The sequence below is a fragment of the Corynebacterium sp. S5S1 genome (assembly GCF_001913985.1).
In the GTDB taxonomy this organism is placed as follows: domain Bacteria; phylum Actinomycetota; class Actinomycetes; order Mycobacteriales; family Mycobacteriaceae; genus Corynebacterium; species Corynebacterium marquesiae.
This window is the reverse complement of sequence record NZ_MKXT01000005.1, coordinates 55,716-79,105: the sequence shown is the minus strand read 5'-3', so window position 1 is coordinate 79,105 and position 23,390 is coordinate 55,716. Positions and strand designations below refer to the sequence as shown.

Below are 23,390 nucleotides of genomic sequence, written 5' to 3'. Positions count from 1 at the left end.
GTATTAGCCTAGTGGGTTATGAGACATACCCGTAAGATGGCCACGCTCCGCCGCTCCATTCAGCTGCTGCGTTCCTTCCGCTTTGAGCAGACGCGCCCGGACATTTTCTACGGCGGGCTCGCGGAGGATACGGCCGCGCTGGTGGATAACCTTGGCCGCGACCTGGGCGTGCAGCTTCCTGGAGCACGGGTGCTCGATGTGGGCGGCGGACCGGGCTATTTTGCGGATGCTTTTGCCCGTCGCGGCGCCCGCTATGTGGGATTGGAGCCGGATGCCGGCGAGATGTCTGCGGCCGGCATCCACTTGAGCAATTCCGTGCGTGGCGATGGCACCAACCTGCCCTTTGCCGATAATTCCTTTGACGTGGTCTATTCCTCCAACGTGGCCGAGCACATCCCCAACCCCTGGGATATGGGCGAGGAAATGCTGCGTGTAACCCGCCCCGGTGGCCTCACCATCCTGAGCTACACGGTGTGGCTCGGCCCCTTTGGCGGCCACGAGACCGGCCTGTGGGAGCACTACATTGGCGGCGAGTTTGCCCGCGACCGCTATACCCGCCGCCACGGACATCCACCCAAGAACGTCTTTGGCACCTCGCTTTTCGACGTCCCCTGCTCCGCCGGCCTTGCCTGGGCACAGCGCACCGGCGCACTCAAACTCGCCTTCCCCCGCTACCATCCCAGCTGGGCTTGGTGGCTCACCCGCGTGCCAGGGGTGCGGGAGTTCGCGGTGTCTAACCTGACGTTGGTGTTACAAAAGTAGCCCCCAGCAACGCCGACGTCGCTGGAGGCTAGCTAGGCCTAGTGCTTAAGAAGCGTTCTCGACGCGCTCCTTCAGAGCGTGGAACTGGTCCCACACCTCAGACGGCACGCGGGAGCCCAGGAAGTTGAGGTAGCTGGCGTTATCCTGCATATCGCCTTCCCAGTCCTCTGGGTTGACGGCGAGAGCAGCGCGCACATCCTCGATATCAAAGTCGATGCCCTCGAGGTCGATATCCTCGGCGCGGGCGGTGTGGCCCACGACGGTTTCCTCGGCCTCAACATTGCCCTCGATGCGATCAATGATCCACTTGAGCACGCGGGAGTTCTCGCCGAAGCCCGGCCACAGGAAGCGGCCGTCATCGCCACGGCGGAACCAGTTAACCAGGAAGATAGACGGCATGCGGTCGCCGCCCTTTTCACCCATATCGATCCAGTGCTGCAAGTAGTCACCGGCGTTGTAGCCCATGAACGGAAGCATAGCCATCGGATCGTGGCGCAGGGTGCCGACGCTGCCCTCTGCTGCAGCGGTCTGGCCGGAAGCTAGCAGGGCACCGATCATGGTGCCGTGGTTCCAGTCAAAGGCCTGGGTTACCAGCGGAACGGTGGTCTTGCGGCGGCCACCGAAGAGGATGGCGTCGATCTTCACGCCCTGCCAGTCGTCGTACTCCGGAGCGGCGCTCGGGCACTGGGAAATCGGCACACAGTAACGCGAGTTCGGGTGCGCAGCCTTAGTGGAGGAGGACGGAGTCCAATCCTGACCGGTCCAGTCGATGAGGTGCTCCGGTGCCTCCTTGGTCATCTCCTCCCACCAGACATCGCCGTCGTCGGTAAGCGCAACGTTGGTGAAGATGGTGTTGCCCGGTTCCATGGTCTGCATGGCAATCGGGTTGGAACCGTAGTTGGTGCCAGGGGCTACGCCGAAGAAACCGTTTTCCGGGTTCACTGCGTAAAGGCCGTCCTCGCGCAGGTGCAGCCAAGCAATATCGTCACCGACGACCTCGGCCTTCCAACCCGGAATGGTCGGGGTAATCATGGCCAGGTTGGTCTTGCCGCATGCCGACGGGAAGGCGGCTGCAACGTGGTACTTTTTACCCTCTGGGTTGGTGAGCTTCAGGATGAGCATGTGCTCAGCCATCCAGCCCTCTTCCTTGGCCATGACAGAAGCGATGCGCAGCGCGTAGCACTTCTTTGCCAGGATGGCGTTGCCGCCGTAGCCAGAACCGTAGGACCAGATTTCCTTGGTCTCCGGGAACTGGGTGATGTACTTGGTGTCATTGCACGGCCATGCCACATCTTCCTGGCCCGGCTCCAGCGGAGCACCCACGGAGTGCAGGGCGTGGACGAAATCGCCGTCGGTACCAATCTTGTCCAAGGCTTCCGCACCCATACGGGTCATGATGCGCATGGAGAGCACCACATAAGCGGAGTCAGTCAGCTGCACGCCCAGCTTTGGTTCCGGATCGCTAATAGGGCCCATGCAGAAGGGAACCACGTACATGGTGCGGCCCTTCATGGAACCACGGAATGCCTCCGTCATTTCTTCCTTCATCGCAGCTGGCGGGGCCCAGTTATTGGTGGGGCCAGCGCCATCTTCATTCTCTGTACAGATGAAGGTGCGGGATTCCACACGGGCAACGTCGGAAGGATTGGAGCGAGCCAGGTAGGAATTAGGGCGCTTTTCTTCATTCAGCTTGATAAGCGTGCCCTTTTCCACCAGCTCTGCGGCCAAACGGTCAGCCTCGTCCTGGGAACCGTCTACAAAGACCACCTGGTCCGGCTGAAAAAGCTCAACATTCTCGCTGATCCAGCCGATAAGCTTTTCGTTTTTAGTCGGCAGCTCTCCGACGAGCCCTGGGATAGTGGCGGTCATTAGTAATTCTCCTGAGGGTGGGTATGAAAATTGGGGAAATAAATCCCCAACTGTGCCTTTCACCTCAAGATTAACGTGCTTGTCCGAATAATTTGCGCAGATTTTGTCACACCGGTTATATCCACCGCGTTTACCAGAACTTCACCAAGCGCAACCACAGATACTGTGTTAAAAATCGCCTTTTCCCATCCCCCTGTCTGGGGGTCTATTCCCCTCCCCGGCGGCAACCAAAACGATAATCTTCCACCCCCAACCGGGCCCACTGGTTATACCAGGATTGGCTTCGCCACACGTGGCCCCCGGCGCGGCGTATTGCTTGGCAAGGCTAAGCAGGGAAAAATAGGCCGCAATGAATAACACAGATAACTCTCAAAACACCCGCGCTGGAGAAATGCCTCCTGGGCGCCCACCACAGACCGACTTCAATGCCGTATTCGACAACGATCTTGACTACCCACGCCTAGGCAACGTCACCTTCCGCCGCGGCACGCTGACCGAAAATCAGCATGAGCTTTTTGAAAAGCGCTGGCCAGAACTAGGCCGCACGCTGGAAGACGAGGTCATTGACCTCGAGGCCTGGTTTGGCCGCAGCGGCGCCAAGACCATCGTGGAAATCGGATCCGGTACCGGCACCTCTACCGCCGCCATGGCGCCGAAGGAAGCCGATACCAATATCATCGCCGTCGAACTCTACAAGCCGGGCTTGGCCAAGCTACTGGGCCAGATCGAGCGCGAGGACATTGACAATATCCGCATGATTCGCGGCGATGGCATCGAGGTCATGGTGCGCATGTTTGCGCCGGAATCCCTTGATGGCATCCGCGTCTTCTTCCCGGATCCCTGGCCAAAGGCCCGCCACCACAAGCGCCGCATCATCCAGTCGGGCACACTCAACCTTTTTGCTTCCCGCCTGAAGAAGGGCGGCGTGCTGCACGTTGCTACCGACCACGCCGGATACGCCGAGTGGATCAATGAGCTTGTTGAAGTAGAGCCGAGCCTGGATTACAAGGGCTGGCCGTGGCCAGAGTGCCCGCAGTTGGTGGACCGTCAGGTCATCACCAAGTTTGAGGGCAAGGGTCTAGATAAAGAACACGTCATCACGGAGTATCTCTGGGAGAAGAAATAAATGAGCACCTACCTACTTGTCTGGGACGCGCCCAATATGGACATGGGCCTGGGCTCCCTGCTCGGCGGCCGCCCCACCGCCGCACACCGCCCGCGCTTCGACGCCATCGGCCGCTGGCTGGTACACCTTGCCCAGGACGTTGATGCGGAGCCGCGCGCCGATGTCTTTACTAATGTCACCCCGGGCGGCGCCGATGTCATCCGCCCATGGGTAGAAGCCATCCGCAACGTGGGCTTCGGCGTTTTTGCCAAGCCCAAGATCCACGAAAATGATGACGTGGATCCGGATATGCTTGACCACATCGAAAGCCTCCGTGAGGATCTAGCCGGCGTGATTGTTGCCTCCGCCGATGGCCAGAATTTCCAGGAGCCTTTGGAAGAGCTCATCGCGGAAGGCCTTCCGGTGACGGTCCTCGGTTTCCATGAGCATGCCGCGTGGGCCGTAGGCCACGCAGATATCAATTTTGTGGACCTGGAAGATATCGAGGGTGTATTCCGCGAGCCGCTACCGCGCGTGAACCTGGATAACCTGCCCGAGGGTGGTGCATGGCTGCAGCCATTCCGTCCCCTGGCTGCGCTGCTTAATAACCGCTAGGAGGCTGCCCCAATGTTTGAAAAATGGGGACGTTTTTCCTATGCACACCGCCGGCTCATCCCCGCCGTCATCGTCGCCGCCATCTTTGCGCTCTTTATCGGCTTTGGCTTGCAGCTCGAAGACCGCATGAGCCAGGAGGGCTGGGAGGATCCCAATGCGGCGTCGACAAGCGCGGCCCAGATCGAGCAGGAAGCATTCGGCCGCGATAACTCCGGCGATGTCATCTTGCTCTTCCATTCCCCCGATGAGAACTTCGATGCTGCCAAGCAGCACTTGGCGCAGTTGAAATCGGAGTATCCGGACCAGATTGACTCGGTGACCAGCTACTTCGACACGAAGAACCCGAACCTGGTCAATGCTGATCACTCGCTGGCTTTCGCCGCTATCGGCCTGAAAGGCGATGATGAGCAGACGCTGAAGGATTTCCGCGCCATCGAGGGCGCTCTCACAGATACCACCGCACCGGTGGAGATTGCGGGTGCCACCGCGGTTGCTGATGCCTTGGATGAGGGAATGTCCCACGATATTTCCCGCGCCGAAAAAGCCGCCCTTCCACTGGTAGGTATTCTCCTGCTGGTGGTCTTTGGCTCCGTCGTCGCGGCCTGCATGCCGCTGGTGGTCGGCGGCCTCTCCATCTTGGGCTCTTTGGGCATCCTGTCCATCCTGGCCGGATTCTCGCAGGTCAATGTCTTTGCCCAGGCCGTCGTCACGCTGCTAGGCCTCGGCCTAGCCATCGATTATGGACTCTTTATGGTCTCGCGCTTCCGCGAAGAGCTGGACAAGGGCCGCTCCACGGAGGAGGCGGTGGCCACCACCACCGCGACAGCCGGTCAAACTGTGGTTTTCTCCGCAGCCATGGTCGCCGTTGCGCTTTCCGGTCTCTTCCTCTTCCCCCAAGCCTTCCTGAAATCCGTGGCCTATGGGTCCATTTCTGCAGTCGGCTTGGCCGCGCTCCTTTCGGTCACCGTGCTGCCGTCCATTTTTGGCATGCTCGGCCCCAAGATCGATACCTGGTCCGTGCGCCGCACCTCGCGGACGGCACGCACTATTCAGGACACCTGGTGGTATAAGCTCCCGCGCTGGGCCATGCGCCATGCCCGCGGGCTGACCATCGCGGTATGCGGCCTGCTCATTGCCCTGACCCTGCCCATTATGAGCATCACCTTTGGCGGCATCAACGAGTCTTACCTGCCGCCTGACCAGGACACCCGCGTGGCACAGGATAAATTCAACGAAGAGTTCCCGGCCTTCCGCACGGAGCCGGTCAAGCTCGTGGTAGAAAATGCCTCGAACCAGCAGCTTGTCGACGTCGTCATGCAGGTCCGCGGCCTCGACGGCCTCACCGAGCCCATGGCGCCGACGACTGCCACCAAGGACGGCACTACCGTCCTTTCCGCCGGCATTGAAGACCGCGATGATTACGCGAAGATTGTGCACGAACTGGAAAAGGTCAAGGCCCCTGAGGGTGTGAACCTCTACGTGGGCGGTACTCCCGCCATGGAGGTGGAGTCCCTCGATGCACTCTTCCACACGCTGCCGTGGATGGCGCTCTACGTGGTGCTGGCTACATTCCTGCTCATGGCCCTAGTCTTCGGCTCCTTTGTACTGCCGCTCAAGGCCATTGTGATGACGTTGCTGACCTTGGGCGCAACGCTGGGCATCCTGACGTTAATGTTCGTTGCCGGCCTGGGCTCGGACATCCTCAACTTCACGCCCGGCCCGCTCATGAGCCCGATTTTGGTGCTCATCATCGCCATTGTCTACGGCCTGTCCACCGATTACGAGGTCTTTTTGGTCTCCCGCATGGTGGAGGCCCGCCGACGCGGTGCTTCCACCGACGAGTCTATTGCGGCCGGCACCGCGCATACCGGCGGCATTATTACCGCAGCGGCGCTCATCATGATCGTGGTCTCCGGCGCTTTCGGCTTCTCCGATATCGTGATGATGAAATACATTGCCTACGGCATGATTTTTGCCCTGCTTATCGACGCCACCATTGTCCGCATGCTCCTCGTTCCGGCCGTCATGCACTTGCTGCGCGAGGATAACTGGTGGGCCCCTAGCTGGCTGCGCCACGCCACCACCACTTTGACTGGCGGTGCGACGCACCGCGGCAAGACTGTTCCCTTCACTGAACTCAAACAACGCCTCGAAGGGGGTAAGTAAGTGAAGAATTGGCTGCGCCTCATCGCCTCGCTCATCGTCCTGCTGGTCTTGGTTTATGTCTTCCGCGATGAGCTGGACTTCCTGCGCGAAGGCTTCTCGCGGCTGTCCCACTCCGATCCCGCTGCGATAGTACTCGTAGTCATCGCCTCCATCGTGGCGGTACTCGCCATGGGCGAGGTCATGCGCTTGCTCATTCGAGCCGGCGGCATCAAGGTGCCGGCCGCAGAAACCGCAGCACTGACGTTGGCCGCTAATGCCTGGTCCACCACTCTTCCGGCCGGCCCGGCTTTTTCCGCCATCCTCACCTTCTACGTGCAGCGCACGTGGGGCGCGTCCGTCATGCTGTGTGGCTGGTTCTTCGTGCTGTCCTCTGCGATTTCCACCATGTGGCTCGTGCTCATCGGCTTGGGTGGCGTGCTCTTCCTCAACGCGGATATGGCGCTCTGGTCCCTCATCGGCACCTTGGTGCTCATGCTGGCGCTTTCTGGCGGCCTGTTCTGGCTGACCAATCATCCGGATACCATTATCCGCTGGCTCAACCGCCAAAAGCTCATTAAGGGCTCCAAGCGCGAAGCCCTCGTGGACCAGGTCAAGAATCTGGAGGAAGTTCACCTTACCCGCCGCCAATTCGGTTGGGTCTCCTTCTACTCTTTGGCCAACCGCCTGATCGACATGGTCTCGCTATGGGGCTGCGTGTGGGCCGTTACCGGCCACCTGCCCGCCCTGCACGCGGGCGAGGACACCACGACGATGGCCGGCGTGGCGCTGGCCTATCTCACCGCTAAGCTTGCCGGCTCTGCTCAGGTCACGCCGGCCGGCCTCGGCACGGTGGAAGCCGCCATCATCGCCACCCTGGTGGCTACGGGCATGACCGCGGTGGACGCTACCGGCGCGGCCATCATCTACCGCCTCATCTCCTTTGCCTTGATCACCATCATTGGCTGGGTAATCTACTTCTGGCACTATGCCCGCAAAGGCATCACCTATGCCGCCTTGAACCGAAAGGAAAACGCATGAGAATCGCCCCCATTATCGATATCATCGCTCTGATGCTCTTCGCCGTGGCTGCCCGCCTCGCCCACGGCGGTTTGAGCTTTTCCACCTGGGTAGATGCCTTTTGGCCCTGGGCCATAGGCGCGCTTATCGGCTGGGTCATCATCCTGGCTGTCAAGGTGCAGGGCAAGTGGAAGGAAGGCGGCATCGTCTGGCTGAGCACAGTCGTGGGCGGCATGGCCCTGTGGATGCTCGTCAACGGCCGCCTGCCGCACTGGAGCTTCCTCATCGTGGCGACGGTGATGTCCGCACTATTTTTCTTTGGCTGGCGGCTTTTCGCCCGCAAGTAAAAAAGAAGGAGGGTTTAACCCTCCTTCTTTTTTGCTCCATTTACTTGGAACTTACCTGAATGCCTGCCTGATTGAGAATATCGACGATGAAACCGATAAGTTCGCTGACAATGTCCACAGCGCTAGACAAAATCATAGATAACTCCTTCACTAGGATTAACTCTTTATATGCTATCCAAGCACAAGGCATTACATCGGGGCAATAGTGTGCTTCTTCGGCAGATCGCTTTCCTGCTTGGTGGCAAGTTGGCGCAGCGCCTGACGGAGCGCCAAGCGGGACTGATTCGGCTGAATCATAGCGTCTAGATAGCCACGCTCAGCCGCGACATAAGGAGCGGTCATGGTCTCATCATAGAAGTCCATGAACATCTTCTTGGTCATCTCACGCTGTTCCGGGGTCTCGGCTGCTTCTAGCTGCTTACCTGCAATCATCACCACGGCAGCGGCCGCACCCATCACGGCGATCTGCGCGGTCGGCCACGCCAGGTTGATATCACCGGTCAGGTTCTTCGAGCCCATCACCGCATAGGCACCGCCGTAGGCTTTGCGCACGATGAGCGAGACCTTCGGCACGGTGGCTTCCACCACGGCGAAGGCAAACTTGGCGCCGCGGTGGATAAGTCCCACCTTTTCCTGTTCCACGCCCGGCAGGTAGCCCGGGGTATCCACCACAAAGACCAGCGGAATATTGTAAGCATCGCAGATGCGGATGAAGCGCGCGCCCTTATCGGCGGCGTCGGCATCAATGCAGCCCGCAAGGTGCATGGGGTTATTGGCCACAAAGCCAACGGTCTTGCCATCGATGCGGCCAAAGGCGGTGATCATATTGGGGGCGAAGTTCTCTTGAATCTCAATGAGATCCTCGTCATCGCCCAACTGGGTCAACAAGTCCATCATGTCGTAGCCAGCATTAGTGTCATCCGGCATGAAGGCATTGAGCTCTTCGTCCTCGGCCACTTCGGCGTCGGCAGGCGCAGCGAACTCCGGTGACTCATCAAAGCAGGTCAGCGGCAGGTGGTCGAGGAGATCGCGGACCATATCAAAGGCGTCATCCTCGGAAGGGACGACCGCCGAGACGTTACCGTTAAGCTCCTGCTGGCGAGCGCCACCGAGCTCGGCGGAGGTAATGTCCTCGCCGGTAACCTCGCGGATGACGTTCGGTCCGGTGACATACATTTCCGCTTCCTCGTCTACGGCAATGACAAAGTCCGTGGTCACGGGAGCATAGACGGCGCCACCGGCCGACTTGCCCATCATGATGGAAATCTGCGGGCTGCGGCCGGACAGCGGCAACTGGCGGCGGGCGATCTCGGAGTACATGGCCAGCGAGGTCACCGCATCCTGGATGCGGGCGCCGCCGGAGTCCTGGATACCGATGACCGGGCAGCCGATCTTGATGGCCATGTCCATGACCTCGGTGACCTTCTTACCAAAGGTCACACCGACAGAACCGCCGTAGACGGTTTTATCGTGAGCGTAGATACACACGGGACGGCCGGAGATGCGGCCATAGCCGGTGACCACGCCATCGGAATAGATGGCGTCAGGGTCACCTGGGGTCTTACCCAAGGATCCGGTTTCGACGAAGGAACCCTCATCTAGCAATTCATTGATGCGTTGACGAGGCGTGGTGCGCCCAGCCTCGTCGCGGCGCTTGCGGGAGCGCTCACTGCCTGGGTCCTGCGCCTTATCAAGGCGCTCGCGCAGGTCAGCGAGTTTCTCAGCGGTTGTCTGCTTGGCCGCCACGTATCTTCTCCTCGATCCATTCGTCCATATGCTTGCCCACGATGCCGATGGCCGGCTCGTCTGGCACTGCAAGGTGATCGCTTTGCAGCTGCACAATTTCTAGATCCTTAACGATAACTCCCCAACCGCCGTCGGGGTCAATCTCAGCGTAGCGCGGCTCCAGCTCAATCGCACCGTCGTGCATGCGCTCGGAGCGGAACAGCAGGACCGGCACGGTGACATCGGCCCAGCGGTGGAAGTCGATTTTGGCCAGAATCTGGTTATCCACGAAGGAAGCGCGCTGGTGCTCCAGAACGCCGGCGGCAAGGCCGTGCTCAGAGGCATCGGTAGTAGCGAGGAACTCCGCCAGCATGGTCATAAGCGCATCTTCGCCCATGGTCTCCAGCATCTCGTACGGCGGCTCGAAGTCCAGTCCGTAGGTTTTCTTGGCAAAGGCCGCGTAGCGCTCCCACCGAGCACGGGTTTCTTCCGGGGTATCCGGCGCTGGATTCGACGGCTGGGTGGTATCCAGCAGCGCGATGAACGCCACGTCCGCCGAATCCTGGCCACGCTGGGTGCGCTGATGCAGCTGATAGGCCACCTCATAAGCCAGCGCGCCACCGAAGGACCACCCGCCGAGCACGACCTTGCGGCCGCGAGCGTAGTGCAGGATGTCCTCGATATAAGCCTCGGCGCGCTCCTCCAGCGAGCCCTCGACGCGCTCTACGCCGTAGACTGCCACGTCCTCGGGCAGGCGTCGGGTTAGTGGCTGGTAAACCACAGTGGTGCCGCCGGCTGGGTGGAACATGAATACGGCCGGGCCATCAGCCTCACGCAGGACGCGGATATTACCTTCCACCTCGGTCTCCAATCCTTCGCGGACGAGGTCGGCCAAAGTCTCTAGCGCCTCGGCCTCGTGGACCTGCTGGGCGGTGACCTCGATGCCGGCACGCTCGGTGAGGCGCTCGGCGATTTGGGTCGCTACCTCATCGCTTACCTCTGGCAGTGCCGAGGTAACGCCCGCAGCTGCCTTACCGGTAAAGGTGGCCCAGGTGCCAAAGACCATGCGCTCCGAGGCATCACGCGGGGCAACGCCGACGCCCTGGCCGGGTTCGTCTTCTTCTGGTGCAGGCGTATCCGCAGTAGCAATGTCGTTGGTATCCACGCTGCCGCCGGCTACGGCCTCTTCCACCATGGAAATAACGTCGGCCAAAGAGGCGTCGCGTAGCGCCTGCACCTGCAGCGGCGGAATTTGGAAGTCATTTTCCACGCGGTTCTTAATGCGCATGCCCATTAGGGAATCCAGGCCCAAGTCAATGAGCGGCAACTCGCGCGGCAGGTCAGAGACGTCGTAGCCCATGGATTCCGACACGATGAGTGCGAGGCGGTCTTCCACGGTTTCCTCGGCGGGATCCCAGCGTACGGCATCAACTTCTGCGGTTGCTGCAGGCTCGCTTTCAGGCACATCGGCCACGCCCGGGATAGGCGCCGCGCCCAAGTCCAAGGCGGAGGCAAAGCCTTCCGCTAGGAGCTCCGTCTGTGCGCCTCGGACGGCGTAGACGGCTACGGACATACCACCGATGGACTGGCTTACCAGCGTGGTGACCTCACCGCGCGGTGGCAGGTCGGCGTGTTCCTCGGTAGCGATGATGCGCGCCCCAGGCTTGACGGCCTCGGCCGCCGCCTCCACGATGGCCAGCGCAGATGGCGCCTGGTCCGCATTGGTAGAGAAGGCAACCTTGCCCTCTGGCAGATTGACGCGTGCGCCCGGCAGGCCGGATACACCGGCCGACGGACGCGCGTTGGTCCAGAAGCGCTGGCGGTTGAACTGGGTATAGGGCGCCTCTACGCGCGCACCAGAGCCAAATACCGCACCGAAGTCCACCGGCATGCCAGCGACATAGAGCTTGCTGAGCAGATCCAGCAAGGACTCGGTGGGATCCACCTTGCGCTTCAACGCATACAGCAGCTGCGCATCGGCCTTGCCCACGGCGAAGGCGGTGGACATGAGGCCCATCAGCGCCACCGGGTTCGGCGAGATTTCCACCAGCTGGGTGTGGCCGGCGTTGAAGGCCGCCTCGGTGGCATCCTGCAGGTAGACCGAGTGGCGGGTCATGCGCAGCCAATAGTCCTCATCGTGCACGGTGGTACCAGGGCGATAAACCTCGCCCTTATCCACGGAGGAAAACAGCGGGGTGTGTAGCGGCTTGGCTTCCATGCCGGCGATGGCTGCATGCAGCTCGCCCAGGATGGGGTCCACGGCCGAGGTATGCCCGGCGGCCTTCACATTGAGCGCACGGGCGAACTTGCCCTCGCCGTCGAGCTTTTCCACCAGGTCCAGCACCTCTTGGCGTGGGCCGCCCACGGTGGTCATACCGGGTCCGGTATACACGGCGGGTTCGATATTGCCGTCGAGCGCGGCAATATCCTCGGCCGAGAGCTCTACGACGGCCATGGCTCCTTGCTCGGCATCGCTTAGCGACGCCTCACCCTCACCCATCAACCGTGCGCGGTGGCAGGCAATAACCATGGCGTCCTCTGCGGAGATGCCGCCTGCGGCATAGGCCGCGGCAATCTCGCCCATGGACATGCCCATCACGCCGGCTGGACGCACGCCAAAGGAAGCAAGCAAGTCCGTCAATGCAATCTGAATGGCGGTAATGGCCACCTGGGCGGTCTCGGTGTCATAGGTTTGGGCATCATCGTTGACGATATCCAGGATGGACCAGCCGGACTCAAAGTCCACGATGGCATCGAGCTCTTCCAAGCGAGCTTTGAACTGCGGCGAGAGCGCAATCATGTCCTTCGCCATCTTGCGGTGCTGGGATCCGAACCCGGAGTAAACAAATACCGGGCCTGGGACCTGCGGGGAATCCGCAGCGGCGATGCCAACGGAAACCTTGCCCTCAGCCACCTGGCGCAGGCGCTTGACCGCTTCCTCGGTGGAGCTAGCCATCACGACGGCGCGGGAACGGGAGTGGTTGCGGCGGGCGACAGTTCGGGCGACGTCGACAAGCGCGGGCTTTTCCGCCTCAATGAAGTCTGCCAACAGGGCCGCAGCGCGTGCCCGGCGCGAAGGCAAAAGGCCGGATACCGGCAACGCGACCGTTTCGGTGGAAAGCTGCGGCGCGCGTTCGGCCGGGGTACCGCGGTAATCGGTGAGTACGACGTGCGCATTGGTGCCGCCGAAACCAAAGCCAGACACACCCGCAACCTTGCGCCCGGAGTACTCGGGCCACTCGCGCGGATCCTCGACTACCTCGAGGTGCTCGGCCTCGAAATCGATATAACGATTCGGCGCCGAGTAATTGATATTGGCCGGAATTACGTCATTGCGCATGGCCTGGATGACCTTGATAAGGCCGACCACGCCCGCGGCGGATTCAGAGTGGCCGATATTGGTCTTGGCAGAGCCGAGCAAAATAGGAGTTTCGACCCCGCGGCCCGCACCGAGCACGCGGCCCAGGGCGGAGGCCTCGATCGGATCGCCCAGAATGGTGCCGGTGCCGTGGGCCTCAATATAGTCCACGTCCTGCGGATTTACGCCCGCATCAGCATAGGCGCGGCGCAGCACGTCCTCCTGTGCCTCCGGATTCGGGGCGGTCAGGCCATTGGAGTGGCCATCGGAGTTGACGGCAGAGCCCTTGATGACGGCCAGGATATCGTCACCGTCGGCTTCCGCATCCTCCAGGCGCTTGAGCACGAGGACGCCGGCGGCGTCGGCACGCACGATACCATCGGCGTCGTCGGAAAAGGCGTGAATGGCACTCGTCGGAGAGGTAACGCCCAACTCCGAGAACGCCGTGGACGCATGCGGGGCGGCCAAGATATTCACGCCACCGGCCAGCGCCACGTCCGCGCTCCCCGTGCGCAAATCCTTCATCGCCTGGTTCACCGCTACGAGGGAGGAGGAGCATGCCGTATCCACGTTGATGGAGGGGCCGCGGAAATCCAGGGCGTAAGAAATGCGGTTGGCAACCACAGCCGAGGAAATTCCGGTCAGCGCATACGGGTGCATCTCGGCGGAATCGGCACCGATGAGCATGCCGTAGTCGTTATTGGTCGAGCCCATGTATACACCGGTCTGCGTGCCACGTAGCTCATTGGCGGGGACACCAGCGTTTTCTAGTGCTTCCCACACCAGCTCCAACAGGATGCGCTGCTGGGGATCCATATTGGCAGCCTCAAGTGGAGACAGGCCAAAAAATTCCGCATCAAAGGAGGCGATGTCTTCAAGGTAACCGCCATCGGTATTTTGCTGAGCGATCTTCTCGCTCATTACCGGATCTGCGGAGTATTCGGACCACCGACCCACTGGCAACGGGCCGGTGCCGGCGCGCGATTCCGCCAACATAGACCAGAACTCTTGGGCATTGTTGGCGCCCGGGAAGCGGCCGGAAAGACCAATGACCGCAATGTCGGATCCCTGCGCGATCCGCGGGGCGCGCTCTTCCGGCTGGGGCACCGCCGGTGCGTTCAGCAGGCGGTCCGCCAGCAGCTCGATGGTGGGATACTCATATGCCACGGTGGCATCGAGGCGGGTTCCCAGAAGGTTTTCCAGCTCGCCGGATAACACTACAGCATCCCGCGAGGAGAGGCCATAATTTTCCAAAGGCTTGGAATCTAGGATCTCTTCGGCGGAAACACCGGTGGCCTGGGCGACCCAGTCACGCAGCCATGCTCGCAGTTGCTCGATGGTCATAAAAAGGTCTTTCGTTACGGAAAAATACTAAATAGCAAAGGGGTATATCGCTATATTTTGTCACTTTGTTAGCGATATATCAGAATCCCACATAATTCTTCTTGGCTACGCGGCGCGCAATCTTGCCGGAGGACGTGCGGTTGATTTCGCCAGGTGCCTTCCACACGATGTCATCCGGAGTGATGCCGTGGTGGGCAGTGACCGCGGTGCGAATGGCCTCGGTTGCCTCGGCATCATCGGACGGCTGCGCATCATCGGCGCGCTCCACCAGCAAAACGAGGGACTCAGAGTCATTGCCTTCCACGGAGAAGGCAGCAACGGAATCCGGGCGAACCTGCGCGGAAGCGGCTTGCACCGTGCCCTCAATATCCTGCGGATAATGGTTGCGCCCAGCAATGACGATGAGATCCTTCAGACGGCCGGTGATATACAATTCCCCATCCACGATGGTCGCCAAGTCTCCGGTGGCCATCCAGTAATCGTCTTCCGGCAGGCCATCTTGTTGACGCTCACCCAGCGTATTGCGGAAGGTCGCAGCAGTTTCCTCTGGGCGGTTGAGGTAGCCGGTGGCCATATTGGGACCGTGAACCCAGATTTCTCCGATAACGCCGTCCTTCACCTCGGCGCGAGTTTCCGGATCCACAATGGCGAGGTGCTGATGCGGCACGCACTGTCCATTGGAGGCGTAGGCAACGGTGTCTTCGGATTTATCCTCGATGACGGCGCGACCTGCAGCTAGCTCCGCGCGGTTAAAGTGCGCGATGACCGGGCGCTTCTCGGTTTGCGGGGTAGACACAATAAGCGCCGCTTCTGCCAGGCCATAGGACGGTCGCAGTACGGAGCGATCCACGCTGAAGGCACCGAGGAAAGAGTCCACGGCCGATTCCGTCACCGGCTCGGAACCAATAATAATGCCGGCCACGTGCGAGAAATCTGCATCCTTGGCATGGCGCGCAGCGAGTTCCAAGGCAAAGTTCGGGATTGCGGCATAGGTGGCCTGCTTGCCCGCCGTGAGGCGCCGGACCCAGCGATCCGGGTGCTGGATGAAATCGCGCGGGGTCATCATCTCGAAGTCGAGGCCCAAGATGGTGACAAATACGGCCAGGATGATGCCCATATCGTGGTGCATCGGCAGCCAAGAAACGATGCGGGCAGGCATCTGCAGCTGCACGGCCTGGAAGATCTGCGCCACGTTGGTAATAATCGCGCGATTGGTGAGCTCCACACCGGCCGGGGTGCGGGTGGAACCGGAGGTGTACTGCAGGAAGGCAGTGTCCTCTGCGGTTCCCTCCACAGGAGTCCAGGAGGACGCCAAAGAATCAGGAAGGGCGTCGAGGGAAATGATGCGCGGGCGCTCGCGTTGAGCGGAAAAGTACGTGCGCACTGCCGCCGCCGATACGCGGTTAGTTACCACAATGGACGGTTCACAGTCACCAAATACGGCCTTTAGGTGGTCCGAGTGCCCCGGTTCGTTGGGGTCATATAGCGGAATCGGCACCATGCCCGCATATAGAGCGCCCAAGAAGCCGAAGACGTATTCTGGTGAATTACCAGCCAAGATAGCCACGCGGGTACCAGGCTCTGCCACCTGCTGCAGGCGCGCCGCCACCACCTTGATGCGGTTATTGACCTGTGCGCGGGTGAGCTCCCGGCAGGTTTCTTCCTCACCGTAGATCCACTGGCGCATCACCACGCGGTCTGGGTCGGTCTCCGCTTGGAAGAGCTTCTCTGCCAACTGGGCCAAGGTGAACTCGGGCGCTAAGAACTGCCCCATCTGCGCTTTTAGATCCATCGATTCTCCTTAGGTAAATGGTTTCGGTAATAAAACTATCGGAGTTGGGGGAATGGTTGTTACGCGGCGTCGATAAGCTGGCGGGCCCAGCCCACTACCCATTGGTTAGCAGTCGTTCCATCGATAACGCCACTATTGGAGGCATATTGCGCATGCACGCCATTCGCGGCAATCAAACCCTGCGCGCGCTCAAGTGCATTGGTCACGTTTGGCGGGGCATCACAAACCGAATCATTGGGCGCGCAAATCTGGAAGGTGCGATCCGCGAGGCTACCGAACCCATTCTGGCGCGCACCACGCATGGAGGCCCCCGGCACGATGGGCTGAACCAATCCGGATACCGGCTGAAGGGCAATTTCAGCACCGACACCACCCACCTTGCGACCCGGGTTTTGCCCGACGCCATTTTGACGGCGGCCGTCCGCGATAAGGGCCACGCCCGCGATGGATTCCGCCGGCACCACACCCTGGCCGCCGCCAATCTCATCGGCAACGTCGCCAGCAATCACCGCACCCTGAGAAAAGCCGCTCAAAATAAATTTGGTAGCTGGGCAGCTTTGGTGAACGCTACGTAGCTCGTCATTCATCTTGGCGGTTCCCTCATTGCGGGAATCGTCGTAGCTCATTTCATGTTGCGCATTAATATTTTTGAATTGCGCGGTATAGGGAAGGGTCCAGACCTTCACGTCCTCCCCGTAGGCCTCCTGCAACGGCTTCGTAATAGACAGCATGAACGAGCGCGGGTTGGCAGAAGGGTTAATGGGGTCGTCGTCAGCCGCAGACTCCCAGGTACCCGGGGCAGAAATGAACTCCACACGGGGGCACCACTCAGGCTGCTGCGGTTGCGGTGGCGCGGCCTGCTCCGTGGTGTGCGGAGCCGGGGAGTCGGTGCCTTGGTTGAGGTAACGCGACGCGCCTACGCCAATGACAGCTAAAACGACGAGGGCCGCGACAACGGTAATAGTTTTTCGCATGGATTAGTTGTACCAGCTAAACCTAGCAAATCCCTGAACGTGCGGAATCCTTGATGAGCTGGGAAAGCTCTTCGAAGCCCATCGTGGTGCGCTGCTGCTCAATGAGCTGGCCGGCAACCGCAGAAATGGTGACCTCATTCTCGTCACAGGCCGCTTTGCCGGCCCCAAGGAGCTGATCCTCTACGCCATCGACGTTAACGCCGGCGTCCTTGAGCTTGTCCAAGTATTTGGCGTCCGGTTCCGGCACCTCAGCGGACGGGATTTCAGAGATCTCACGCGCACCGCGATCTTCTTGCGACTTAGAAGCGGAATTCTCCGAAGAGGAAGGGGCATCGGACTCCCGCTCGAGGGGCGCGATCTCGGTCTCTTGCGGCGGTTCGCTATCCACCGTGGCGGAATCGCAGCCCGCAAGACCCAAGCACAGCGCCGCGCCCACAACTACTAGCTTGCGCATAGCTACTTCTTCTCGGCCCGAACCTGGCCGAGGACCTCGCTGATCTTGCCGTGCTGGAATTCCTGGCTCACGCCGCCAGCGGCAATCTCAGAATAGTCAGAAGTAGGCCAGCCGAACTCGCCTTGCTCCCAGCCAGCCTGGCCCCAGCGGTCCATGATCTTGCTCTTCAGAATGTAGTGCGCACCGGACTTCGGGGACCAGTAGATGCTGCCCTTCTCAAAGGTCTGGAAGAAGCCGCCGTTGACGGCGTTCTCACCGGACGTCGGGAAGCCGAGCGCAGATTCAGCGCCGCCCATGTCCTTGTACTTGGCACCGATAGCACCGTGGACTACCTGGTTGGAGCCATCCGGATTACGGGTCAGGACGCCATCCTGGAATTCCTGCATGTAGCCCTCGCCGACCTTCTTGACCGGGCCGGTCGGGTACTTCAGGTCGCCCCTTTCGTAGCCGTTCTTGCCCCAGGCCTGGAACATATCGCCGGTAATCTCCCACGCACCGGTCTCCGGGGACCAGTAGATGGAGCCGTGCTCGAAGTGCACGAAGCGACCCTTGCCGTCCGGGGTCTTAGACTCGCCGGTCTTAGGGAAGCCCAGCCAGGAGGTAGGCCCGCCGATTTCGGCGTAGCGAGCACCAATGCGGCCGAAGAGGGCGTGCGCACCGGTATCCGGGGACCAGTAAGCGGTACCAGACTCGAAGTCCTGGGCCTTGCCCTTCTTGGCGACGTCGTACTCGTTATTCAAGCAAGAGCCAATGACGCCGCTCTTGGTTTCCTTGGCGATGGCACCAATGGCCTCACAGTCCGCACCGCGATCAGCCTTGTCCATCTCGAGGGCATCTGCGATGTAGGGCCATGCCTGCTGCATCTCAAACTGCCAGTATTCCCAGCTATGCACGCCGGATGGGCGGAACTTAGTCACAGGGTCAATCTTGGCGCGCTTCGCATAATCAACAAAAGTCTGGGTCGACATACGGGAGATGACCTCCAAGCCCATGCCGGCGAGGTTTGCTTGACCCTTGGCCACGGAGTTGGCGTTACCAAAGTCATCCTTGCCCGAACCTGCAGAGACATATACCTTCATGTCTTTCAGGTTTTCGATGCCCAGCTTTGGATCGTGGTCGATCCAGTTCTGGGAGCCCGGCTGTCCCCACATCTTGCGGGAATCATAACCGCCGGCATCGCGCTGCGCAGCCATAATGGCTTCCGGCATGCCGCGCGTAGTGGTGTCCAGGTAACCGGAGAAGGAGCCCACGAAGTTGAACAGGTGCGGGTTGCGCTCAGCCAAGTTCATCGCGGCCGTGCCGCCCATGGACAGGCCGGTGACCGCACGCTTGTGGTTCGAGCGGTACTCATTATCCAAGATGGGGATCAATTCCTTGGTGAGGAAGGTCTCCCACATGTAGCGCTTACCGCGGTCTGCTTGCTCCCAGTCCGAGTAGAAGGAAGATTCGCCGCCAACCGGCATAATCAGGTTGACGTTACGGTCAGCGTACTGGTTCAAAATATTGGTCTCGATGGTCCAGCCGGACTCATCGTCACGCGCACGCAGGCCGTCGAGCGCCCATACCTCTGGGAACTTCTTTTCCGGGTGGGAGTACCAGTCACGAGCCAGCTGGATTTGCACCTTCTGCTCTTTATCCGGCATGGCTGCGGACTTGATGTAGACCATCAAGTGGCGGTTGGTCAGGTACTCCACACGATTGATCTTGACACCCTCCGGCAGGCCCTTAACATCTGGGTATTCGGTGTTCAGCGGGGTGCGAGCGGGTGGCTCCTTCGGGGCGAAGTGATCGGACAGGCTGGAATCGCCGCCGATTGCGGAAGAGAGATCGCCTACGGAAGATTGTGCGGTGGCGTTTGGCAGCAGAGCCAAACCCACGGCAATAGCGGTAGGTACTGCGGCCACTGCAAGGCCCTTGCGAGCTTTGCTCGGGGAAGTGCTTTTGCGCATAGGTAAACGTCCTTGAAGATTTGCCGCGGTACCTTTCCGAGGGTTCCCCTCCCCCGGACCGATGCCTGCGGCGTGAGCTGTCTATCGTGTGCTCAAGTTTAAGTTGAACTTGAGGCTTACGCTAGACTGACACGCCGCTACATTGCCGGGGAGTTGCCCGGGTTATCCTGTCCGCTCACGCGGTACAGGTGCTCGTTGACAAACTCGCCGACGCCCCAGCGTGCCAGCTCGCGGCCGTAGCCGGAGCGGTTCACGCCACCGAAAGGCAGGCCTGCTGCGGTTACCGACGCCTCGTTGACAAACGTCATGCCATCGTTGAGCTGGTTTGCCACCTCGAATGCGGCATCCAGATCGGTGCCCCATACGGAGCTAGACAAGCCATAGTCCGAGTTATTAGCAATCTCGATGGCTTCTTCGACGTCCTTGGCCTTATAGACAATGGCGACCGGACCGAAGATTTCATTGCAGCCAACGTCGGCGGAAGGGTCGACGTCGGTAAGCAGCGTAGGCTCCATGTACGCACCCTCGCGGTCAATCTTCTTGCCGCCTACGCGAACCTTGGCATCACCATTGGCCGCAGCCTTCTCCAGCCGCTCTACAATCTCATCGCGAGCGTCGATGGAAGACAGTGGACCAATATCTGCATTCTCATCGTCGTACGGGCCAACCTTCATGGCCCCGATCTTCTTTTCCAAGTACTCTACGGTGCGGTCGTAGAAGTCCTCGAGCACAATAAGTCGCTTCGGCGCGTTGCAGGCCTGGCCAGTGTTGTACATGCGAATCAAGTTGAACTGATCCAGTACCCACTCGAGGTTTTCATCATCAATGACCAAGAACGGGTCGTTGCCGCCCAGCTCCAGCACCGACTTCTTATAATTTTCGCCCGCGGTCTTTGCTACTGCAGAGCCCGCAGCTTCAGAGCCAGTCAGGGAAACGCCCTTGATGCGCTTATCCGCTACAAAAGCATCCATCTGGGAACCGGAAGCGTAGATGTTGATGTACGCGTCCTTCGGCAGACCAGCCTCTTCCAGGATGTCCTGGCATGCTTGGGAAGACAGCGGGCAGATGGAAGCGTGCTTGAGCACAATGGTGTTACCCAGCAGCAGGTTAGGCGCCGCGAAGCGGGCTACCTGGTAGTACGGGAAGTTCCACGGCATGATGCCTAGCAGTGGGCCGATCGGCTCCTTGCGCACTACGGTCTTGTGCGCGTTTTGGGCCGGCAGGTATTCATCTGCAAGCAGCTCGTGAGCGTGCTCAGCATAGTAGCGGTAGATATCGGCCACGATCTGAATCTCAGCCTTAGCCCAACGGGTTAGCTTGCCCATCTCACGGCCAATGTGATCGGCTAACTCATCAATGCGCTCTTCATAAAGATCCGCTGCGCGCGAAAGGATTGCCGCGCGTTCCTCAATGCGGGTCTCACGCCATGCATTAAAGGCCGCAGTAGAACGGTCCAGAATGTCATCACGCTGTGAATCATCGATACGCTCGAAAGTGTCTTCACTCTTACCAGTGCTTGGATTCTCAATAGCGAACATGGACCCCTGTATAGTCCCGACTCACGAACCTTGCAATGTTCTCCTCTGCAATTTAAGGAATTGCTCCCAAGTAAGTTTCCAGTGAATGTTTCGTGGCGCTAGAGGTCCGGCTGCGCGGTCCACTTCAAAGGTGCCATCCTCAAACATCCAGACAATATCTCCGGTAAACGGGTCCATGATGTATCTCACCCGACCATCCGTCTTCACGTTATGGTGATGCTGGCATAAGCTGACCAAGTTTCCGGCGCTGGTCGGACCCCCTTCGTCATACTCCACACGGTGGTCCAGTTGGCAATAGTGCGCTGGCATTGAACACCCCGGCCACCGGCAGGTCGCGTCCCGCCCCTGCACCCAGGCACGGATTTCTTCTGAGGGAACATACTTTTTGACGTCCTCGGCGGTAAGAGTTCGCACCGCAGAGTCATGTGCTAAGTCCTCCCCCAGATGGCACCACCCTGCGCTAGGAATAAAGACGCGGGAAGGATCCTCGCCAGTGCGATAGGTGTTAATCACCACCTCGGTACTAGTGCGGTTAAAGATCAGATTTTCCAGCGCCTCCGCCTTTGAAACTCCGTCTTCTGCTGCCGCTTTATCAACATGCCGGGAAATCGCCGCCGCAGTGGCCTTATCTGTCTTCAACACGATCGTGGCTTGTCCACCCGAATAGGACACCGACACCGCGCGCTCGATTTGCGCCGACAAATCTGGCTTCAGCAGCCCATCAATGAATCCGCGCAGGAAATTTCGGATTTCCGGTTCCGTCGGCACGTGCTGTCCTGGGTCTTTGGGCGTGAGAAAATCTGCCAAGGCCGCATCAACCAGCTGGATCTGCGCTTCATCCCCGCCGAGGGGGCGCAATTCCACGTCAATAACTTGGAGTCGCGGAAGGTCCAAAATCCAGTGTTCTGTTTGTACTGCGGTAGTAAGCGGCAGTTCGCGCATCCGAAAGTGGGCTTGGATTGCACTTGATACCCGCCATCGCGAAAGACCGAGCTTCTTAGCCAATACAGCTAGTGTGCAATCAACGTCGTCTTCCAACTGTGGCAACACTGCCTGGAACAGTTGCCATGATTGAATTCTTTGCACCATGGCCATGACACACACGGTGTCTTCCATGTCATTGGTAGAAAAATACGCTTGTTTTGGTGGTGCGGTAGCAGTAGTCACAAAAGCTCCCCCTCTAAATAAATTCGCACACCCAATCGAACTGACACCCCTAGATTAGCGCAACGCCGAGATCCCCGCAATAGATAGACGCATATTTGTTCGATACGCCTCATAAAAGAAAATCCCCTTTCCTTGAGAAAGGGGACTCGGCCGCAAGAATTACCAAGCGTTCATGACGTTAAGCACCTGCGGCTTAGAGCGGTTGAGCTGGTAGCCGAACTGCTCCCAGTTGTGCAGACCCTGTGCCGGGTAGTCCACGGTCGGGTTCAGGCCCTGCAGGCGAGCGGCGCCTTCCCACACGCGGGTGGTGATATTGGAGCCGAACTCGAGTGCGGCACCTGCCGCTTGGTGCTCCGGCAGGTAGTGGCTATCGCCGGCGCCTGGGACACCAGAAGCTGCGGAGATGTACAGGTTGGTATTGCGCAACTTCGGAATAAGCAGCAGCGGATCGTTCTGGAAACGCTTCGGGTTAAACAGGGAACCGTACATAGCGTTGATGTTGAATCCGCCCGCATCCAGCATGGCAAAGCGCATCATGGTCTGAGCGCCTGGGACCGTGGTGGTCAGGAAGCCAGAGTAGGACAGCGCCTGACGGAACTGGTTCGGGTGCTTTGCAGCCAGGGTCAGGGCGGCACCGGCGCCCATGGACAGGCCAGCAATGGAGTTATTGTTGCGGGCAACACCGAAGTTGCGCTCCAAGTAGCCAGGAAGCTCGCTGGTCAGGAAGGTCTCCCACTTATAGTTGACCGGATTTTCCAGGTCGTAGGTAGCAGGACCCTGCCAGTCAGCGTAGAAGGAAGCAGCACCACCGACGGGCATAGCGAGGGTGATGTTGTGCGGCTCGTAGGTCTTGGCAGCATTAACGTCATTTACCCATGCGTTAGTGCGATCGGTGGCACGCAGGCCATCTAGCAGGTAAAGGGCAGCATTGCCGCCACGCTTTGCCGGCTGAACCTGCACCGGAATGGTGCGGCCCATTGCCTGGGACCATACGTCGCAACGCTGGACCCACCAGCCGACCTTGTCCCACTCACACGTACCAGTGGCGTCACGGCGCAGCCAGTCGCGGTTGGCTGCCTCTGCCGGCTGGGACCCTGCCACGACGGCCAGGCCCAAAGCTACGGCAACTGCCATGATGACTGAAAGGACGCGACCCTTGATGGATGCAGTCATCTTTCTCCTTCAAACTCCTCGGTGATTGTCACTAAGTTCTATCGTCCGGAACCTGT

The 23,390-nt window shown here is 59.9% G+C and carries 16 protein-coding genes; 6 read left to right on the top strand and 10 right to left on the bottom strand.

The genetic code is table 11. The features are described 5' to 3' along the window. Nucleotides 1-18: 18 nt before the first annotated feature. Nucleotides 19-762 (top strand): class I SAM-dependent methyltransferase, encoded by a 744-nt coding sequence (locus BKN05_RS02885; protein ID WP_286687902.1) that lies wholly within the window; start codon nt 19-21, stop codon nt 760-762. 45 nt (nt 763-807) lie between these two features. Here BKN05_RS02885 and BKN05_RS02880 read toward each other — a convergent pair whose 3' ends face one another. Further along, nucleotides 808-2,631: a phosphoenolpyruvate carboxykinase (GTP) gene (locus BKN05_RS02880; protein WP_286687901.1), complete on the bottom strand. Its 1,824-nt coding sequence runs from the start codon at nt 2,629-2,631 to the stop codon at nt 808-810. Nucleotides 2,632-2,980: 349 nt separating this feature from the next. On the opposite strand from BKN05_RS02880, the gene trmB reads away from it, so the two are divergent. From trmB to BKN05_RS02855, 5 genes are read left to right on the top strand one after another with little or no spacing between them, the layout of a single operon-like run. After that, complete coding sequence (gene trmB, locus BKN05_RS02875; protein WP_286687900.1) at nt 2,981-3,757, top strand: tRNA (guanosine(46)-N7)-methyltransferase TrmB; 777 nt, start codon at nt 2,981-2,983, stop codon at nt 3,755-3,757. Further along, nucleotides 3,758-4,351 (top strand): NYN domain-containing protein, encoded by a 594-nt coding sequence (locus BKN05_RS02870; RefSeq protein WP_286687899.1) that lies wholly within the window; start codon nt 3,758-3,760, stop codon nt 4,349-4,351. A gap of 12 nt (nt 4,352-4,363) precedes the next feature. Continuing rightward, complete coding sequence (locus BKN05_RS02865; protein WP_286687898.1) at nt 4,364-6,517, top strand: MMPL family transporter; 2,154 nt, start codon at nt 4,364-4,366, stop codon at nt 6,515-6,517. Then, nucleotides 6,518-7,534, top strand: coding sequence for a lysylphosphatidylglycerol synthase transmembrane domain-containing protein (locus tag BKN05_RS02860; RefSeq protein ID WP_286687897.1), 1,017 nt, complete (start codon nt 6,518-6,520; stop codon nt 7,532-7,534). Further along, nucleotides 7,531-7,860 carry a DUF3054 domain-containing protein gene (locus BKN05_RS02855; RefSeq protein ID WP_286687896.1) on the top strand — a complete coding sequence of 110 codons (330 nt, stop codon included), beginning with the start codon at nt 7,531-7,533 and terminating at the stop codon, nt 7,858-7,860. The genes BKN05_RS02860 and BKN05_RS02855 overlap by 4 nt, the downstream gene beginning before the upstream one ends. A 189-nt stretch (nt 7,861-8,049) precedes the next feature. On the opposite strand, the gene BKN05_RS02850 is transcribed toward BKN05_RS02855, so the two are convergent. The 9 genes from BKN05_RS02850 to BKN05_RS02810 form a co-directional block, all read right to left on the bottom strand. Then, entirely contained in the window at nt 8,050-9,606 is a 1,557-nt protein-coding gene (locus tag BKN05_RS02850) for an acyl-CoA carboxylase subunit beta (RefSeq protein WP_286687895.1), read from the bottom strand. Beyond that, the gene (locus BKN05_RS02845; RefSeq protein ID WP_286687894.1) at nt 9,581-14,287 is read right to left on the bottom strand and encodes a type I polyketide synthase; all 4,707 of its coding nucleotides are present in this window, start codon (nt 14,285-14,287) and stop codon (nt 9,581-9,583) included. The genes BKN05_RS02850 and BKN05_RS02845 overlap by 26 nt, the downstream gene beginning before the upstream one ends. Nucleotides 14,288-14,366: 79 nt before the next feature. Then, complete coding sequence (locus BKN05_RS02840; RefSeq protein WP_286687893.1) at nt 14,367-16,079, bottom strand: AMP-binding protein; 1,713 nt, start codon at nt 16,077-16,079, stop codon at nt 14,367-14,369. Nucleotides 16,080-16,138: 59 nt separating this feature from the next. Continuing rightward, nucleotides 16,139-17,053 carry a cutinase family protein gene (locus tag BKN05_RS02835; protein ID WP_198492179.1) on the bottom strand — a complete coding sequence of 305 codons (915 nt, stop codon included), beginning with the start codon at nt 17,051-17,053 and terminating at the stop codon, nt 16,139-16,141. A 22-nt stretch (nt 17,054-17,075) separates the two neighbouring features. Continuing rightward, nucleotides 17,076-17,507, bottom strand: a complete 432-nt coding sequence (locus BKN05_RS02830; protein ID WP_049377548.1) for a DUF732 domain-containing protein — start codon at nt 17,505-17,507, stop codon at nt 17,076-17,078. 2 nt (nt 17,508-17,509) lie between these two features. After that, on the bottom strand, nt 17,510-19,456 hold the full coding sequence (locus BKN05_RS02825) for an alpha/beta hydrolase-fold protein (RefSeq protein WP_269954065.1): 1,947 nt from the start codon (nt 19,454-19,456) through the stop codon (nt 17,510-17,512). 137 nt (nt 19,457-19,593) lie between these two features. Next, entirely contained in the window at nt 19,594-20,994 is a 1,401-nt protein-coding gene (locus tag BKN05_RS02820) for an NAD-dependent succinate-semialdehyde dehydrogenase (RefSeq protein WP_286687892.1), read from the bottom strand. Between the two features lie 21 nt (nt 20,995-21,015). After that, nucleotides 21,016-22,161 (bottom strand): HNH endonuclease signature motif containing protein, encoded by a 1,146-nt coding sequence (locus BKN05_RS02815; RefSeq protein WP_286687891.1) that lies wholly within the window; start codon nt 22,159-22,161, stop codon nt 21,016-21,018. A 159-nt stretch (nt 22,162-22,320) separates the two neighbouring features. Further along, complete coding sequence (locus tag BKN05_RS02810) at nt 22,321-23,334, bottom strand: alpha/beta hydrolase (protein ID WP_049377543.1); 1,014 nt, start codon at nt 23,332-23,334, stop codon at nt 22,321-22,323. Between the last annotated feature and the right edge of the window lie 56 nt (nt 23,335-23,390).